General features: G+C 52.6%; 15 protein-coding genes. 6 read left to right on the forward strand and 9 right to left on the reverse strand.

What is annotated here, in order from left to right:
* Nucleotides 1-7 precede the first annotated feature (7 nt).
* From hemN to WA318_RS08110, 3 genes are all read right to left on the reverse strand, one after another.
* Nucleotides 8-1,363 carry an oxygen-independent coproporphyrinogen III oxidase gene (gene hemN, locus WA318_RS08100; protein WP_336080536.1) on the reverse strand — a complete coding sequence of 452 codons (1,356 nt, stop codon included), beginning with the start codon at nucleotides 1,361-1,363 and terminating at the stop codon, nucleotides 8-10.
* Between the two features lie 92 nt (nucleotides 1,364-1,455).
* Nucleotides 1,456-1,884 carry an HIT domain-containing protein gene (locus WA318_RS08105; RefSeq protein ID WP_114098722.1) on the reverse strand — a complete coding sequence of 143 codons (429 nt, stop codon included), beginning with the start codon at nucleotides 1,882-1,884 and terminating at the stop codon, nucleotides 1,456-1,458.
* Nucleotides 1,885-2,090: 206 nt separating this feature from the next.
* Nucleotides 2,091-2,780 (reverse strand): FMN-dependent NADH-azoreductase, encoded by a 690-nt coding sequence (locus tag WA318_RS08110; protein WP_336080537.1) that lies wholly within the window; start codon nucleotides 2,778-2,780, stop codon nucleotides 2,091-2,093.
* A gap of 122 nt (nucleotides 2,781-2,902) precedes the next feature.
* On the opposite strand from WA318_RS08110, the gene gcvA reads away from it, so the two are divergent.
* Complete coding sequence (gcvA, locus tag WA318_RS08115; RefSeq protein ID WP_336080538.1) at nucleotides 2,903-3,817, forward strand: transcriptional regulator GcvA; 915 nt, start codon at nucleotides 2,903-2,905, stop codon at nucleotides 3,815-3,817.
* A 59-nt stretch (nucleotides 3,818-3,876) separates the two neighbouring features.
* Nucleotides 3,877-4,668, forward strand: coding sequence for a 2-oxo-tetronate isomerase (gene otnI, locus WA318_RS08120; protein WP_336080539.1), 792 nt, complete (start codon nucleotides 3,877-3,879; stop codon nucleotides 4,666-4,668).
* Between the two features lie 2 nt (nucleotides 4,669-4,670).
* Here otnI and WA318_RS08125 read toward each other — a convergent pair whose 3' ends face one another.
* Both WA318_RS08125 and WA318_RS08130 read right to left on the reverse strand, forming a co-directional pair.
* Complete coding sequence (locus WA318_RS08125) at nucleotides 4,671-5,933, reverse strand: glycerate kinase type-2 family protein (RefSeq protein ID WP_336080540.1); 1,263 nt, start codon at nucleotides 5,931-5,933, stop codon at nucleotides 4,671-4,673.
* A gap of 55 nt (nucleotides 5,934-5,988) precedes the next feature.
* Complete coding sequence (locus tag WA318_RS08130) at nucleotides 5,989-6,738, reverse strand: FadR/GntR family transcriptional regulator (RefSeq protein ID WP_114098716.1); 750 nt, start codon at nucleotides 6,736-6,738, stop codon at nucleotides 5,989-5,991.
* Between the two features lie 285 nt (nucleotides 6,739-7,023).
* On the opposite strand from WA318_RS08130, the gene WA318_RS08135 reads away from it, so the two are divergent.
* From WA318_RS08135 to WA318_RS08145, 3 genes are all read left to right on the forward strand, one after another.
* A complete protein-coding gene (locus WA318_RS08135) occupies nucleotides 7,024-7,824 on the forward strand; it encodes an N-formylglutamate amidohydrolase (RefSeq protein WP_114098715.1) in 801 nt (266 codons plus the stop codon).
* Nucleotide 7,825: 1 nt separating this feature from the next.
* Entirely contained in the window at nucleotides 7,826-8,995 is a 1,170-nt protein-coding gene (locus tag WA318_RS08140; RefSeq protein WP_114098714.1) for a carboxylate-amine ligase, read from the forward strand.
* A 100-nt stretch (nucleotides 8,996-9,095) separates the two neighbouring features.
* Nucleotides 9,096-9,341 carry a DUF2312 domain-containing protein gene (locus tag WA318_RS08145; protein ID WP_007090950.1) on the forward strand — a complete coding sequence of 82 codons (246 nt, stop codon included), beginning with the start codon at nucleotides 9,096-9,098 and terminating at the stop codon, nucleotides 9,339-9,341.
* Nucleotides 9,342-9,382: 41 nt separating this feature from the next.
* Here WA318_RS08145 and WA318_RS08150 read toward each other — a convergent pair whose 3' ends face one another.
* Genes WA318_RS08150 through WA318_RS08160 form a run of 3 tightly spaced genes read right to left on the reverse strand, consistent with a single transcriptional unit; the run spans nucleotide 9,383 to nucleotide 12,206 of the window.
* Nucleotides 9,383-9,781 carry a GtrA family protein gene (locus WA318_RS08150; RefSeq protein WP_336080541.1) on the reverse strand — a complete coding sequence of 133 codons (399 nt, stop codon included), beginning with the start codon at nucleotides 9,779-9,781 and terminating at the stop codon, nucleotides 9,383-9,385.
* Nucleotides 9,782-10,780 (reverse strand): glycosyltransferase, encoded by a 999-nt coding sequence (locus tag WA318_RS08155; protein WP_336080542.1) that lies wholly within the window; start codon nucleotides 10,778-10,780, stop codon nucleotides 9,782-9,784. It abuts the gene before it with no gap.
* Nucleotide 10,781: 1 nt separating this feature from the next.
* Entirely contained in the window at nucleotides 10,782-12,206 is a 1,425-nt protein-coding gene (locus WA318_RS08160; protein WP_336080543.1) for a hypothetical protein, read from the reverse strand.
* A 107-nt stretch (nucleotides 12,207-12,313) separates the two neighbouring features.
* Between WA318_RS08160 and WA318_RS08165 the strand changes: the two genes are divergently transcribed.
* Nucleotides 12,314-12,754: an MmcB family DNA repair protein gene (locus tag WA318_RS08165; protein ID WP_336080544.1), complete on the forward strand. Its 441-nt coding sequence runs from the start codon at nucleotides 12,314-12,316 to the stop codon at nucleotides 12,752-12,754.
* A gap of 57 nt (nucleotides 12,755-12,811) precedes the next feature.
* Here WA318_RS08165 and WA318_RS08170 read toward each other — a convergent pair whose 3' ends face one another.
* Nucleotides 12,812-16,294, reverse strand: a complete 3,483-nt coding sequence (locus WA318_RS08170; RefSeq protein WP_336080545.1) for an indolepyruvate ferredoxin oxidoreductase family protein — start codon at nucleotides 16,292-16,294, stop codon at nucleotides 12,812-12,814.
* Between the last annotated feature and the right edge of the window lie 203 nt (nucleotides 16,295-16,497).

The raw sequence follows: 16,497 nt of genomic DNA on the forward strand, positions 1-16,497 counted from the left end.
CAAAGGATCAAACTGCCTGGGAGTGTCGACCATGTGCGGGATCAAGGTAAGTATCAAACGCTGCACAGACAGCACGTACCAAAGGACGTCCCGTTTCGGTCAGGGATATGTTATTGCCGTTAACTTCGACGATGTTATCGGCGCTCATGGCGCTGATGCGTTCAAGTTCGGGCGCAAACCGGTCCGCCGATGTGCCAAACTGTGCGCAGACGACATCAAGATCAACGGTCAGGTTGCACATCAATTCATTAATGATTTCGCGGCGCAGCTTGTCGCTGGCTGAAAGGGCGACACCTTTTTCGATGGCGCATTTGCCGTCTTCGACATTGCGTTGCCAGCGCGCAAGGGCCGGATCATTTTGCGCATATCCTTGCGGCAGGGATGAAATCGCCGAAGGGCCAAAGCCGATAAGCGCTTCTGCGCGATCGGTGGTGTAACCCTGAAAGTTGCGGTGAAGTTTCCCGTTTTTCAGGGCAATCGCCATGCTGTCGGCTTCATGGGAAAAGTGATCAAGCCCGATGGCAACATATCCGTGCATGGCAAGGCGGTTCTGGATTTCCTCATACTGGGCCCAGCGTTCCTGCGTGTTTGGCAGGGCTTCTGTCGGGATCAGTTGCTGATGTTTTTTCATCCAGGGAACATGGGCATAGCCAAATACAGACAAGCGGTCAGGGCGCAATGAGACGGTTTGATCAACCGTTTCGCGCAATGTTTCAAGAGTCTGAAACGGCAAGCCGTACATCAGATCGACATTGATACCGGTAATGCCGCGATCGCGCAGATTGGTAATCACATCGCTGACCAGTTCCATGCTCTGGATGCGGTTGACGGCCCGTTGCACAGTTTCATTAAAGTCCTGAATACCGATGCTTGCGCGGTTGAAGCCGAACTCGATCATGGCATCCATGAAATCGATTTTGGCTGTCCGCGGGTCCATCTCAACAGCAATTTCGGCATCGTCAAGAATATCAAGCCGGGCCCGAATGGTTGTCATGATTGCACGCAAATCATCGGCTTTCATGATGGTTGGGCTGCCACCGCCAAAATGGATATGTGAAACGCTGAATTTCTTGCCTTCGGGAAGCTTGCTCAGCGTGCTTTGGATTTCGCCAACCAGTGCGTCGACATACCCGGCGACCGGCTTGTAGTGTTTTGTGATCTTGGTGTTGCAGCCGCAAAACCAGCACATTTCCTGACAATAGGGGACATGCAGATAAAGGGAAAGCGGCTGGTCGGGATCAAGGTCACCAAGCCATCCTTCAAATACGTCACCATTTACGCCAGCATGGAAATGGGGGGCGGTCGGATAGCTGGTATAACGTGGCAGTCGCAGATCGTATTTTTCGTAAAGTGCAAGCTGCATGACGGATATCCCGGTTAATTCGTTCTATCCGTCTTTTGCATTATTCCAATCTGGGGTGCCTTGATGTGCGTCAAGCAGGGTTGCCTGAATATCTAGAGATGCTTGAAAGCGGAAATCAGATCGGCCCGCAGGGTGGCAAGACGATCACGACCGGCATCTTCTGCATATGGCTGAGCCGTTCCAACGCCCCAGATCGGGCCGGGCCATGCCGGATCGTTCTTGAAACGGCCAACGACATGGCAATGAAGCTGCGGAACCATATTGCCCAGCATGGCAACATTGGTTTTGTAGGCTTCAAAACGGCGCTTGATCACTTTCGAAACTGCCGCGACCTCGTTGCCAAGGGTGATGCGATCCTCGGTGCTCAGGTCATCATAATCAACAAGATCGGGACGTTTGGGCACAAGGATCAGCCAGGGATAACGCGCATCATTCATCAGCAGAACATGCGACAACGGACCATCGGTCACAAGGGTCGTGTCAGCGGCAAGTTGGGGATGAAGGGCAAAGGCGTTGTTCATGCTTGGGGCCTCTATCATGATCACAATAGACCGTTGTTATAGCGACAAGGTGCGGGCTTGTCTTGGGTTGCGTGCGCATTCGAAGATCGCAAGCAAAGGTCTGGCCGATATCATGAGAAAACCGAATTTATCAGCATGTCCGGTTGGTGGCATCTGATCAGGGACACGACCGGGCCGGGACAGAATCCTTGCCCGGTCGTATGATTTCATGCAGCGTTTCTTGTGCTGTGTTTCCTGATCAGCTTGTTTGCAATTTCGATTGTTTCTGCCTCTGCCATGGCAATTGATCGTTCGGTGCGATCATCGCCGAATTCATCATATTCAATTGCTGCCCCATAGCTGTCCGTAATGCCGAGATATTCAAGCGGTGCAAAAAGGCTGCCTTCGACAAAGTTCAAATGTGCGACCCGTCCGCCGGGGTCATAGCCGTAGTCCCCGCGAGAAGACAAAACGACAACTGATTTGTCATCGGTTATCATCGGCCAATAGGGAACACCATCGCGTGAGCGGTCAAAGCCGAATGTTTTCCCGACGCGGACAATGTTGTCGACCCATGCCTTCATCTGGGCGGGCATGCCGAAATTATACATCGGGACACCGGTGACAATGACATCAGCCGACAAAAGTTCATCAACCAGAAGATCACTTTCACGAAGGACGTCATGCATCCAGTCTTCGCGATCATCGGGTTTGGTAAATGCAGCATGGACCCAGTCACCGGTGACGGGTGCTGGCGGATTGGCACCGACATCACGATAGATAATCTCATCATCCGGGCGAAGGGCGCGCCAGTGTTCGATGAATTTGGCCGACAGGCGGCGGCTGTGGGATCCGTGAGGTTTCTGATCGGAACGACCGGGACGGGCGCTGCTGTCGATGTGAAGAATTTTGGTCATTTTGGGGCTCCATCTGATGATTCTAATTCATCTTTGATTGGGTGATGACCAAGACTTGTCTTGTTTTTCAGGTTAGTGCAAAATCGAATTCTTCACGTATCAGATGAGTTAAATTCATCCATATGTCTTTGCCGCCCCTTGCTGCCTTGCGTGCGTTCGAAGCCGCCGCCCGCCATCAAAGCTTTAAAAAAGCAGCGGCCGAAATTGCCGTGACACCAACAGCAATCAGTCATCAGGTGCGCCTTCTTGAGGAAACTCTTGGTGTGCGCCTGTTTGATCGCAAACCAAGACAGGTGGTGTTGACCCAGGCCGGACAGGAACTTTACCCGGTGCTTCGCGACGGGTTTGTGTCCTTTGCAAATGCAATTGATCGTGTTCGTCGCCGCAAGACATCGCGCGGTTTGACCGTCTCGGTTCTTCCGTCCTTTGCCGCCAAATGGCTGTTGCGCCGTTTGCCGGATTTTCAAAAACGTCATCCTGACATTCACCTGCATCTTCATACCTCGGCAGAGGTGGTTGACCTTGCAAGCGGGACGGTTGACGCAGCGATCCGGTATGGCCGTGGCCCGCATCACGGGCTTGTGGTTCAAACGATGTTTCGCGAAACCTTCGCACCGCTTTGCAGTCCGGCGTTGGGTATTCAGGGCTTTGATGATCTGTCCAAGGCAACCTTGCTGCATCTTGACTGGTTAAATCCTGATGACGTTACCCCGACCTGGGAACGCTGGGCTGAGGTCAACGGGGTGAAGGGGCTTGGAACATCGGGCGGGATCAGCTTTTCTGATGATACGCATGCCATTCAGGCCGCTATTGCCGGGCAGGGTGTGGTTCTTGCCAGTCCCGCCATGGCCCGCGAGGAGATCAATGCCGGTCTGTTGACCATGCCCTTTGATCTGTATCTTGAAGGTCACAATTATCACTTCGTCCATACCGGGCGCGGCAATAACCGGGGGGAGGTCGAGATGTTCGGGGACTGGCTTTTGGACGAAGTCAAAAAATCACAACTGCATCTTGAGAATTCACTGATTGATGATTGACCTTGTGTGGCGCATGGGAAACCATACCGGATAATTTTCACTCACCCGTCAGGTGCGATATGCCACGCTTTGCCGCCAATCTTTCATTTCTGTTTGCCGATCTTCCATTCGAGAAACGGTTTGCTGCTGCGGCTGAGGCGGGGTTTGTCGGTGTCGAATATATCGGTGCCTATGACATGCCGCTCTCAACGGTCAAATCGCTTCTAAAGGATAACGGGCTGGAACAGGTGCTGTTTAATCTTCCGGCTGGTAACTGGGAGGCCGGTGACCGGGGTCTTGCCTGTCGACCGGGGCGCGAGGACGAATTTCGGGATTCCGTGATCAAGGCGCTTGATTACGCGGCGGCAACCGACTGCAAGATGCTTCATTGTATGGCCGGTGTGATGGGACAGAACGAGAATTCCGGCGAGCTGGCCCGTCTTTATTGTGACAATCTGCTCTATGCTGCCGATCTTGCCGATCAGGCGGGAATAGATATCCTGATCGAGCCGATCAATCCGCTTGATATGCCGGGTTATCTTTTAAACTCGGTCGAGCAGGCAGCGGTTATCCTAGAGCAGCTTGCCCATCCGCGGCTTAAGCTTCAGTTTGATATTTATCATGCACAGATTGTTGGCGGGAATATTGCCGCCCGTCTGGACAAGCATCTTGACCAAATTGCCCATATTCAGGTGGCCGGGGCACCGGGGCGTCATGAACCCGACAGTGGCGAGCTGAACTATCCATTCCTGTTTTATATGCTTGATCGCATTGGCTATGACGGCTGGATCGGCTGTGAATACAAACCGCATGGCAGAACCGAAGACGGGCTTGGCTGGGTCCGGCCATGGATGCCAAAGCCTGATGCCTGAGCCTATTCGATCAGAATGGCGCGAAAGTCATTCACATTGGTCAGGGTCGGGCCGGTAATGATCAGATCATCGATCCGGGCAAAGGCGCTATAGGCATCATTATTGGCAAGATATTCACGAAGGTCGATGCCAAGCTCTTGTGCCTTTTTCCAGCTAGTCCCATCCATGATCGCACCGGCATTGTCTTCGCTGCCATCAATGCCATCTGTGTCAATGGCAATGGCGCTGAACCCCGGCTGATCGCGCAGCTGAATCAGAAGTGACAGCAAAAACTCGCTGTTGCGGCCGCCACGGCCGCCTTTGCTTCGGACTGTCACGGTGGTTTCTCCACCAGAAAGCAGAACACAGGGTTTCGCGGCGGGTTGTCCGTGATTGGAAACCTGATGGGCGATACCGGCATGCATGATGGCGACTTCGCGAGATTCCCCTTCGATGGCATCGCCAAGGATCACCGGGTTCAGCCCCATGTCGCGGGCAACCGATGCGGCGGCCTCAAGACTGTCTTGCGGGCGCGACAGCATGATTGTCTCATGCCCGTCAAAGCACCGATCATCGGGTTTGACGGTTTCATCAGCAGCACTGCGAAGAAGCGCTTCGGCGGTTTCGGGAATGTCGATCTGATAGTGGCGAATGATATCAAGCGCGTCCTGACCCGTGGTCGGGTCTGCAACGGTCGGGCCGGATGCAATAATCGCCGGGTCATCACCGGGAACATCTGACACCAGATATGTCACCATGCGTGCCGGTGCCGCCACCTTGGCTAGACGTCCGCCCTTGATCGCCGAAAGGTGTTTGCGCACGCAGTTCATTTCCGAAATGGTTGCGCCACTGCGCAGCAATGCCTTGTTGATGGATTGCTTGTCATCCAGTGTCAGTCCGGGGCCGGGCAGGGCAAGCAATGCCGATCCACCGCCCGAAATCATGCAGACAACCAAATCATCCGGGCCAGCGGATTTGACAATTTCGAGGATGCGTTTTGCGGCTTCTTCGCCTGCGGCATCCGGTACCGGATGGGATGCCTCGACAATTTCAATTTTCTCGCATGGAACAGCATGGCCATAACGGGTCACGACCAGCCCTTCGAGATCACCTTTCGATGCCTGTTCAAACGCGCGCGCCATGTTCGCTGATGCCTTGCCGGCACCGATGACAATGGTTTTCCCCTTTGGCGGTGATGGCATGTTGAGCGGGATCTGAACGCCCGGATCAGCTGCCTTGAGTGCGGCATCCATCAAAGCCAGAAGTTTCTCGCGCGAGGTCGTCATGTCGGTTTTCCCCTGAATGGATTTGTTTTGTTATCGGCCCTGTTGTTTTTTGCGATCAGGTTGATTGCTTGTCCGAGGCCGTTTTAAAGAAATCAAGTACCGCCTGAAGGTGGTTGGACATTGCCTTTTCCGCCGCATCCGGGTCGCGGGCTGCAATTGCTTCGATAATGTCGCGGTGGTGATCCTGTACCATGCGGTCGAAGGACGGGCCGCTCATGGAGTTAAACCGGATTTCAGTCAGTGCTGCTTGCAGCACGTCGTGAAGCATCTTCATCACATGATAATAAATGATCGATCCGGTGGCGCGGCCAATCATCATATGCAGGCGATGATCGTCATCTGCACGGTATTTGGCGGCACGCCGCGGATCATGCGCCTGTCGGAAGGCCAGACGCAGCAATTTGATATCTTCATCACTGGCATTGATGGCAGCACGGCGGGCAGCCCATGTTTCAAGCGTACAGCGGATTTCCTGCAGATCGCGCAGATTGTTGATCGAATCGCGCACCAGATCGGTCATCGCCGTGTCCATGTCGATCCCGGTCGATGACAGGATTTCCGTACCACCACCCTGAACCGCACGGAGATAACCGCGCGTCTTGAGCTTTTGCAATGCTGCGCGAACCGAAACCCGGCTGACTTTCATGCTTTCGGCAAGCTGACGCTCGCCGGGCAGTCGGTCACCGGGCAGGAAAATGCCGTCCGAAATCTTTTCAAGAATCTGATCGGCGACCTGATCGGCAATCCTTTTGGGGCGTTTGCCTTCCTGATCGTCGTTTACGGCTGCTGGTTTGGCAGACGGCATGTTGGGTTTACTCCAATCGTTTTCTTCTATGCCAACGCGGTTGCTCAAGCGGTTGCAACGTGATCCTGAACGTAATGGTCATACCACTTTACGGGATGTTTGCTATGGACGCAAAGCGTCGATGCGCGAAGTGATGGCATAATGCAGGGCAATCTTGTCTCGGGATCGATAAATTGATAGTTCAACAGATGTCGGACGGATCACAGGCACCGCTTCTATCGGGACAGTGACCTGTCGACAGAACCCGCCACCACACAGCAAATACCGACTTTCAGGAGAATACGCGTGTCTCACCATGCAGGGACCTTGTTGGGTCAGGATGATCCGGCCCCGTTCGAAATTTTGAATGAAGCAGGCAAGGGGCATTCGCTTTTTGTCTGTGATCACGCATCGCGCGTTATTCCCAAAAGTCTCGGTACCCTCGGTCTGCCCGAAGAAGAACGCAAACGCCATATCGGCTGGGATATCGGCGCACGCAAGGTGACAGAGATTCTGGTTGACCGTTTTGATTGTCCGGCGGTTCTGGGGGGATATTCCCGTCTGGTGATCGATTGCAACCGTCAGCTTTGGGACCCGACCGGAATGCCTGAAATTGCCGATCAAACGGTAGTTCCGGGCAACAAGAATATCTCGCCGACCGAACATATGAAGCGCATCCGCGAGATTTTCCTGCCTTATCACGGTGCGATCGAAGAACGCATTGCCAATTTCCATGCGCATAAAATCGTCCCGGCCCTGATTGCAATCCACAGCTTTACACCCGTGTTCCAGGGCTTTGAACGCCCATGGGAAATTGGTGTTCTTTGGGATCAGGATGATCGTATTCCGGTGCCATTGCTTGCGAAATTGCGTGAACAGAACCCGGACCTGACCATTGGCGATAATGAACCCTATTCCGGGCAGCATATGGCCGACTACACTATTGATCATCATGGCGAAGCAGGGGGATTGCCCTGTGTGTCGATTGAAATTCGCCAGGATCTGATTGATACTGATGAAGGTTGCGAGAAATGGGCAAAGATCCTTGGCGATGCCTTTGTCGATATCCTTGCCGACCCGAACCTTTATAAAATCCGGAGAGACTGATTTGGTTGGGTCCAGTGCACAGGAACCGGGATTTTCCATCGGCATCGAAGAAGAATTCTGGCTTGTTGATCGCCACAGCCGCGATCTTGCCAAGGACCCGCCCGCCGATTTCCTGAAAGATGCGAAGGCAAAGCTTGGCGATCAGGTTTCAAGCGAATTCATGCGTTGCCAGATCGAGATCGGAAGCAAGGTTTGTAACAGCGCCGCCGAGGCTAGGCAGGAACTGACGCATATGCGCTCGACCTTGTGCGAGGTCGCTGGGAAGTATGATATGGCACTGCTTGCCGCATCTACCCATCCGTTCGCGCAGTGGGATAATCAGAAACATACCGATGGCGAACGCTACAACACGATTGCGCGGGATTTGCGCACTGTGGTTGATCGGCTGTTGATCTGCGGGATGCATGTCCATATCGGGATCGAGGATAATGATCTTCGGATCGAACTGATGGCACAGGCGAGTTACTTCCTGCCGCATTTGCTTGCATTGACGACAAGCTCGCCATTCTGGCGGGGCAGGGACACGGGACTTCAGACCTTCCGGCTTTCGGTGTTTGATAATCTGCCACGCACCGGTTTACCCGAAGTGTTTGGTTCATGGGCGGAATATCGCCGCCATGTCGATATGCTTATTCAGGCAGGGGTGATTGAAGACGGCACCAAGCTCTGGTGGGATCTGCGTCCGAGTGACCGTTGGCCAACGCTTGAAATGCGTATTGCTGATGTTTGTACGGATCTTGAAGATGCGATTTGTGTCGCATCCATTACGCGTTGCGTGATGCGGATGCTTTATCGGCTGCGGCGTAACAATCAGCGCTGGCGGATTTATTCCAACATGCTGGTGCGCGAAAACCGCTGGCGGGCCTGCCGCTATGGCAGTGATCCGGGTGACAAGGCAGGGCTTATTGATTTTGGTCGCGCAGAGATTGTCCCTTATGCCGATCTGGTTGAGGAAATCCTCGAGCTGATCCGGCCTGATGCAGAATTCTTTGGGTGTGTGGCCGAAGTCGAACATGCCCGCGAAATCATCCATCGTGGTACAAGTGCCCGGCGCCAGCGCGAGATTTACAATGCCGCAATCGAGCAGGGGGCAAGCCCGAACGACGCATTGCTTGCCGTGGCAGACCGTCTGATTGAACGAACAGTGCCCGGATCGGGAATTGCTTCCTAACGACACTTGTCAGCGGGCAATCCATTGAGTATCGTCGCGCCGCATTAAAAATTTCGCGCACCGGATATCCGCTGTGCAATCCATCATCGGAGAAGAATTGATGACCGAAGTCGGTGGTATCGCAGCCGATCAGCTTGCGAGCTATGTAGAGCGTATCGAACGCCTTGAGGAAGAAAAAGCCAACCTGATGGCTGATATCAAGGAAGTCTATGGCGAAGCCAAGGCATTGGGCTATGACGTGAAAATCCTGCGCCAGATCATCCGCCTGCGCAAAATGGAAGACCACGAGCGCACCGAACAGGAAGAAATCCTCGAGGTTTACAAACGCGCACTGGGTATGAGCTGATAGCTGGTCGTGTAAAGAAAAGGGCCCTTTCTGGGCCCTTTTTATTGGTGTCGGTCTTTGAAAACCCACATGTTCATTGCTGTGAAGCTGTAGAACATTGCAATGACTGATGCGATGGTCAGTGCGACAATTGGCAAGATCATAATTTGCCAGACCAAGAGACTGTATATCGCGTAGTTGAGCCCAAACGAACTTACCTGAACAGCAACGTAAGACGCGAAATGTCGCTTGTTACGCTTTGCTCCGCTTTTGAATGTGAAAGTGCTGTTCAATAACCAAGTTACTAACAGGGCAATGGAAAATGATAGCAAGCGTCCACTGTATGGATCCAAGTTGAGCTTGTGCGTGGCCAGCAAAAGAGTGGCTGCATCGGTCACAAAACCAACTGATCCGACAATAAGAAAACGTAGTCCTTTTTTGATCAAGTCGCTGTGAAGCATTTAGATTTTTCTAGCGTCTTTGATTGCAGATCGTAGTGTATCAAGTTGATCTGAATGTAGCAGATACGAAAGCCTTTTTACCTCCCACTGACCAATGCCAATGTTTGAAAGAATGGCACCGGTCACAAAACTCAATGCCGCTGAGAGCATCATGCCGACTGTCAGTACGGCAGTTGGTAATCGCGAAACCAGCCCAGTTTCGATATATTCGTAGATCAACGGTAAGCCGAGCAATACAGACATCGTCGCCAGAAATGCAGCAATCAAACCATAAAATACAAAAGGTTTGTGGGTGGCGGTGAAGAGCAAAATTCTGCTCAGGATGCGTGCACCGTCACGGTACGTTCGCAGTTTGCTCTCCGTGCCTTCATGACGAGCACCATAGGAAGTGGGAAGTTCTGCAACAGGTGCACGTAGCATGATTGCATGAACAGATATCTCTGTTTCAATTTCGAAACCGGTCGATATTGCAGGGAAAGTTTTAACAAAGCGCCTCGAAAAAACGCGATATCCTGAAAAAATATCTGTGAAGCGCGCTCCAAACAGCTTTGAAAAAAACGTGTTGAAAAGTCGGTTCCCCACGCGATGTCCACTGCGATAGGCCGCCTCTTCCTTTTCTGCTCTGGTACCAACGACCATATCAAGGCGTTCGGAGACAAGGCAATTGATAAGAAGGGGAAGTGCTGTCGCGTCATATGTACCGTCACCATCCGCCATGACGTAAATGTCCGCTTCGACTTCCGAGAATCCTCGTCGTACGGCGTTTCCTTTTCCCGGAAGGGGTTCCGAAACAACTATTGCACCGGCTATATGCGCCTTTTCTGCAGTGTCATCATTGGACGCGTTATCAATAACAACGATTTCTGCTGAGGGGATAACATCGCGGAATGACTTTACGACATGGGCGATAGCCTTGCCCTCATTGTGACAAGGCAGCAATACGGCGATCTTGGCCTTCTCGTATAGACATGGGTGCAAAGGCATCTTGTTTTCGGTCATTTTAGTTTCCTACGATCGCTGATGATTTTTTGCGATCATGCCAGCGTTGGATTGTTGCGCAAAGCCACATGGAAAAGTAGGCGAAGGCAATCGCAAAACCGGGAAGTGCTGTCATCTGGTAGCGCGCAAGGTTCAGACTAAATGCAGCATAGAACACCAATGAGAACAATGACGGTAGCAGGGCAGCTATTAGTAGTCCCTGTCGGCGTCGTATTGTGCTGATCAGAAGAATGAGGAAAGCCGGAAATGTAATAACAGCAAATTCATCAATCCATATACCGCGATAAATCAAAGGTAAGGTCGTCACGATGTGTTTTGCCGGACGTGACAGAATAGCGTCTTTTAATTCTTTTTCTGCTAACTGGGTTGCTTCTTGGCTTGCCAAATTTGTTGTTGCAATGATTTCGTCGATGCGCTTGCCAAAGCCGAGTTGGCCGCGCAAGTAATAGCCGTCCTCGTCATACCAGGAGAATGGTTGTACTACTTCAGCCGGGAAAAGTTTTTCGGCCCAGCCGTCTCCGGCCCCTCGGGTCCAGTAGGTGAGGGCGGCGAAACCGTCGATAAGGCCCATGTCATTGAAAACAACGCGCGTACTGAGCGCAATTCCGCCGCGGTTATCCGTGAATTGATAGCGCCCTGTGATGTCGTGATTCCGCTCCATCCACATACCAATCGGAATAGTCACAACAATAGCAAAAATAACTAGCTTTGCTAACGAGGACTTCCACTGATTTCTGCTGGAAATGACAAATACGAACCCGAAAAGAAGAGCGATCGGAATGAAATAAATGTAAATGGCTTTGGTAAATGCCAGCCAGACGAATGTTAGTCCGGGGAAAATCCAGAACAGTGGATTCTTGCGTTTCCAGGCCCAAACAATGGAGAAGACCAAGAGGCTGGCCAGAAAAAGCGCCAGAGGATCGGAAATTACATAATCATGGTTTTTGTGGGCCTGATGATTTAACCATATGTGCATGCCACCCATGATTGCGGCAAAAGGACTGCCTGTAATACCGCGCACAGCAAAAAACATGACAAAGCCGGCCGCGACGATCAGTAGACGGTTTGTCCATTTGGCAAGAATATAAGGTTCTATCCCGCACCCCTGCTCATTAAGGCAATCACCGGTAATCTTTTCGATACTGCCATCAAGTTTCAAAACCTGAGCAAGTAGCAGGGGGTAACCGGGTTCTCGTGAAATTGCAGGGGCAATTGTATCTGCCGTTGCATTAATGTTTTCACTCACAGTTCCAAATTTGGCGAGATTAACAGCGATGCCGATATACTGTTTGGCGTCTGCATAATCGGGGTGTTGCGCCTGTTTTAGCGTCCCCATCCATATCAGACTGACAATGGCACCAATGGCGCACCAGAAAACTTGGGATTTCCCCAAAGGTTTCAATGTTGCAAGAACATTGCCGATCATAAAGTTTGTTCCCCCCAAAGTTCGGTGCGGGCAGCATAGTGGGATTGAATTTAGAGGTAAATTTTTTAGTGTGGATATTCTGATTTTTATAGCTACGGGCTTTTTGAATGGTCCCCCGTCCGCAAATCACATCTGAAGTCACAGCTGGCGTCTGTCGGCTCTTGTATCATCACCAGATGGCCTGTTTGACAGAGCTGCGTCTGGGTAATGGTCGGCGGCTGGATGTTTTGGCATTGGGGGCCAAGGGGGAGTTGTGGGCGGTTGAGGTCAAATCTTCTGTGGAGGATTTCCGGGTCGATCAGAAATGGGAAAGCTATCTTGATTATTGCGACCGATTTTTCTTTGCCGTGCCGATGGAATTTCCAAAGGAACTGATCCCTGGAAATGTTGGTTTGATCGTTGCAGATCGATATGAAGCCGCGATCATTCGTCAATGTGAGGAATGCTCACTTTCGGCCGCAAGGCGCAAAAAGCTTCTGATTTCGTTTGGTCAAACCGCCGCTACCCGTCTTCAGGGTGGGGGAGGTGATGCGGTGTTCATCACCTGATCGGGTTCAAAACAAAAGGCCCTGAAATATGTTCAGGGCCTTTGTTGATCAACGGGGTTATTCCGCCGCCTTAAGGTGTTCTGGCGGGTTGCGGAATTGTTCGATCAATTCTGCCTCGCGCTTTTTGACCTTGTCGATATTGCCATCCTTGATGTGGCCATAGCCACGGATCTGTTCGGGCAGGGCAAGCAGGGCATTGGCAATACGGGCATTATCCGCATTCAGGCCATCAATGACCTCGGTCACGAGTTTCTCGTAATCGGCAATCAGCTGGCGTTCCATCTTGCGTTCATGGGTGCGTCCGAACGGATCAAGTGCGGTTCCGCGCAGGAACTTGAATTTCGCAAGAACACGAAACGCACTCATCATCCAGGGACCATAGGTGGACTTTTTAAGCTGACCGCTTTCCGGGTCCTGTGTGGCAATGGCAGGCGGTGCAAGATGGAAGTGGATTTTGTAATCGCCTGCAAAATTCTTTGCCACTTTCTTCAGGAACGCCGGGTCCGTGTAAAGACGGGCAACTTCGTATTCGTCCTTATAGGCCAGCAGTTTGAAGTAATATTTGGCTACCGTCCGCGACAGTTCGTCTCCGTCCCCAAGCCGTTTTTCCGCAGCTCTGACTTTATCGACCAATGCAACAAAACGATCGGCATAGGCCGCGTTCTGATAATCGGTCAGGAAGGACCGGCGTTTGGCAACGATTTCGGAAAGGTCGGTTGCAATCGGATGGGCTTCGGTTTCGTTCGGACCGACGACTTCGATGACGCGTTTGGGATCATGGGCATAAAGGCGGCCCCAATGGAAGGACTGCTTGTTCATGTCCACAGCAACGGCGTTAAGTTCAATCGCTTGCATCAGGGCTTCTTCGCTGATCGGGATCAGGCCACGCTGCCAGGCAACACCAAGCATGAACAGGTTGGTTGCAATCGAGTTGCCCATCAGACGGGTGGCAATGTCGCTGCCCTCAACGAAATGAACCGCATCCGCCCCGCAGGCATCGTTGATGACTTTCATATGCTCGTTGGTTCTGAGCTGGAAGTCCGGATTGCGGGTAAAGGCACCGGTGACGGTTTCATGGGTATTAATTACTGCCTGGGTGAAGTTGCGGCGCATCTTGGCAAGGCCCTCAAAACTTGCCGCCACCAAAAGATCACAGCCCAGAACCACGTTTGCTTCACCCGCCGGAATACGCGCGGCATGCAGTTTGCTCTGGTCATTGGCAAAACGGATATGGCTGACCACAGCACCACCTTTCTGGGCAAGACCGGCCATATCAAGGCCGACAATGCCTTTGCCTTCGATGTGGGCGGCCATGCCAAGTAATGCGCCAATGGTGACAACGCCCGTACCACCAACACCGGTGATCAGCACGGACCATGGATCATTGATATCCGGCAAGGTCGGACGTGGCAGGCTGGCAAAAACGGCATCACCTGTTTTGTCGCCCTTTGCGGCTGCTTCAGGCTTGCGGAGCGAACCGCCTTCGATGGTCACAAAGCTCGGGCAGAAGCCATTCAGGCAAGAGAAATCCTTGTTACATGCGGACTGGTCAATCGCACGTTTACGGCCAAACTCGGTTTCAACCGGGACAACGGCAAGACAGTTGGATTTTTCACCGCAATCGCCACAGCCCTCGCACACCAGATCGTTGATGAACACGCGCTTGGGCGGATCAACCATCAGTTTGCGCTTCCGGCGACGGCGTTTTTCGGCCGCACAGGTCTGATCAAAGATCAGGATCGTAACGCCTTCGATTTCACGAAGCTCTTTCTGCGTATTATCAAGCTCGTCACGATGACGGATGTCGACACCCGGCGCAAAGTCCGCGCCCATCGGATATTTTTCAGGCTCGTCTGACAAGACGATGATGCGTTTGGCACCTTCGTCAAACATCTGACGGGTGATCTGCGGAACCGTAAGCGGACCATCAACCGGCTGCCCGCCGGTCATGGCAACTGCGTCGTTAAACAGGATTTTGTAAGTGATATTGACGCCTGACGCGACGGCTGCCCGCACAGCAAGCGAGCCGGAGTGATAGTAGGTGCCATCGCCAAGGTTCTGGAAAACGTGCTTTGTGTGGGTGAACGGGGCTTGGCCGATCCATGTCGCACCTTCGCCGCCCATATGGGTAAAGGTTTCGGTGGATCGATCCATCCAGTTGACCATGTAATGGCAACCGATACCGGCCATGGCGCGGCTGCCTTCGGGCACCTTGGTTGAACTGTTATGCGGGCACCCCGGGCAGAACCATGGAATACGCGCGACATCCGGGCGCGGTTCGGCGATTTCCTTTTCTTTTTCAGCAAGCCAGTTGATGCGTTCATGGATGGCCGGGCTGTCATAGAAACGCTTGATGCGTTCGGCCAGAACCACAGCAATCCGGGCCGGGGTCAGTTCATCCATGGATGGCAGGATCCATTCGCCTTTTTCGTCGAACTTGCCGATCACCGTCGGGCGCACATCTTCGCGCCAGTTATAAAGCTGTTCCTTGACCTGGTTTTCCATCACCGCGCGTTTTTCCTCGACGACGATGATTTCCTCCAGCCCCATGGCAAATTCGCGAACGTCATCGCGGTTAAGTGGCCAGCTCATGCCGACTTTCAAAACGCGAATACCGATCTTGGCAGCATCGGCTTCGGAAATGCCGAGATCGTCAAAGGCCTGCATGACATCAAGATAAGCCTTGCCCGCAGTAATAATGCCGATACGGGCATTCGGGCTGTCGATCACGGTTTTATTGAGCTTGTTGGCGCGCGCATATGCCAGTGCGGCATATAGCTTGTATTTCATCAGGCGGTGTTCCTGTTCCTTTGGCGTATCAGGCCAACGGATGTGAAGACCACCTTCGGGCATCGCAAAATCTTCGGGAATGATCGGGGTGATGCGATCTGGCGCAACATCTGCAGCGGCCGAACTTTCGACCGTTTCTGCGATGGTTTTCATTGCCACCCAGCAGCCGGAATAGCGGCTCATCGCCCAGCCATGAAGACCGAAATCAAGAATATCCTGCACACCTGACGGGTTCAGAACCGGGATCTGCGCATCGATAAAGGCATATTCGGTCTGATGGGGCAGGGTGGATGATTTGCAACTGTGGTCATCCCCGGCCAGAACCAGAACACCACCATGTTTTGAGGTGCCAGCATGGTTGGCATGCTTGAACACGTCACCCGACCGGTCAACACCGGGGCCCTTGCCATACCACATGCCAAAGACGCCATCATATTTGGCATCTTTATACATATTGACCTGTTGGCTGCCCCAGACGACAGTTGCAGCCAGGTCTTCATTCACTCCGGGCTGAAATTCGATTTGCTGTTTGGTCAGGAATTTCTTGGCACGCCAAAGCTGTTGATCAAGGCCACCCAGCGGCGATCCGCGATAGCCTGAAATGCAGCCAGCAGTATTCAACCCCGCGCGCGCATCCAATTGGCGCTGCATCAGGGGCAAGCGTACCAGCGCCTGAATACCCGTCAGGTAAACACGACCTTCTTCGAGCGTATATTTGTCGTCCAGGCTGATTGCCGCCAATTGTGCCATGACCGGTCTCCCTTGGGATCTCTCTGATATGCGGGGTCATTTCGGGCCGTTCGCACTGCATTTATTGATATGGGTGTTATTGCAGTGTTTCGGTATGACCTGTTTGTCTTTCATCCGGTGACAGCTTGCGGGGCAGATACCGGATACAAGAATGGTAATGAATACTGACCTTTTTTCAAAGTGAACTCGCATCGCAATGCGTA

Origin of the sequence: Thalassospira sp. CH_XMU1448-2 (assembly GCF_037027285.1) — a bacterium.
Classification (GTDB): domain Bacteria; phylum Pseudomonadota; class Alphaproteobacteria; order Rhodospirillales; family Thalassospiraceae; genus Thalassospira; species Thalassospira profundimaris_C.

Excerpts from the sequence above, each read along its gene's own strand:
- WA318_RS08145 (WP_007090950.1), top strand. The coding sequence starts at position 9,096 with ATGACCGAAGTCGGTGGTATCGCAGCCGATCAGCTTGCGAGCTATGTA.
- WA318_RS08165 (WP_336080544.1), top strand. The coding sequence starts at position 12,314 with ATGGTCCCCCGTCCGCAAATCACATCTGAAGTCACAGCTGGCGTCTGT.
- WA318_RS08150 (WP_336080541.1), bottom strand. The coding sequence starts at position 9,781 with ATGCTTCACAGCGACTTGATCAAAAAAGGACTACGTTTTCTTATTGTC.
- WA318_RS08170 (WP_336080545.1), bottom strand. The coding sequence starts at position 16,294 with ATGGCACAATTGGCGGCAATCAGCCTGGACGACAAATATACGCTCGAA.
- WA318_RS08105 (WP_114098722.1), bottom strand. The coding sequence starts at position 1,884 with ATGAACAACGCCTTTGCCCTTCATCCCCAACTTGCCGCTGACACGACC.
- otnI (WP_336080539.1), top strand. The coding sequence starts at position 3,877 with ATGCCACGCTTTGCCGCCAATCTTTCATTTCTGTTTGCCGATCTTCCA.
- WA318_RS08155 (WP_336080542.1), bottom strand. The coding sequence starts at position 10,780 with ATGACCGAAAACAAGATGCCTTTGCACCCATGTCTATACGAGAAGGCC.
- WA318_RS08110 (WP_336080537.1), bottom strand. The coding sequence starts at position 2,780 with ATGACCAAAATTCTTCACATCGACAGCAGCGCCCGTCCCGGTCGTTCC.
- gcvA (WP_336080538.1), top strand. The coding sequence starts at position 2,903 with ATGTCTTTGCCGCCCCTTGCTGCCTTGCGTGCGTTCGAAGCCGCCGCC.
- WA318_RS08130 (WP_114098716.1), bottom strand. The coding sequence starts at position 6,738 with ATGCCGTCTGCCAAACCAGCAGCCGTAAACGACGATCAGGAAGGCAAA.
- WA318_RS08160 (WP_336080543.1), bottom strand. The coding sequence starts at position 12,206 with ATGATCGGCAATGTTCTTGCAACATTGAAACCTTTGGGGAAATCCCAA.
- hemN (WP_336080536.1), bottom strand. The coding sequence starts at position 1,363 with ATGCAGCTTGCACTTTACGAAAAATACGATCTGCGACTGCCACGTTAT.
- WA318_RS08125 (WP_336080540.1), bottom strand. The coding sequence starts at position 5,933 with ATGACGACCTCGCGCGAGAAACTTCTGGCTTTGATGGATGCCGCACTC.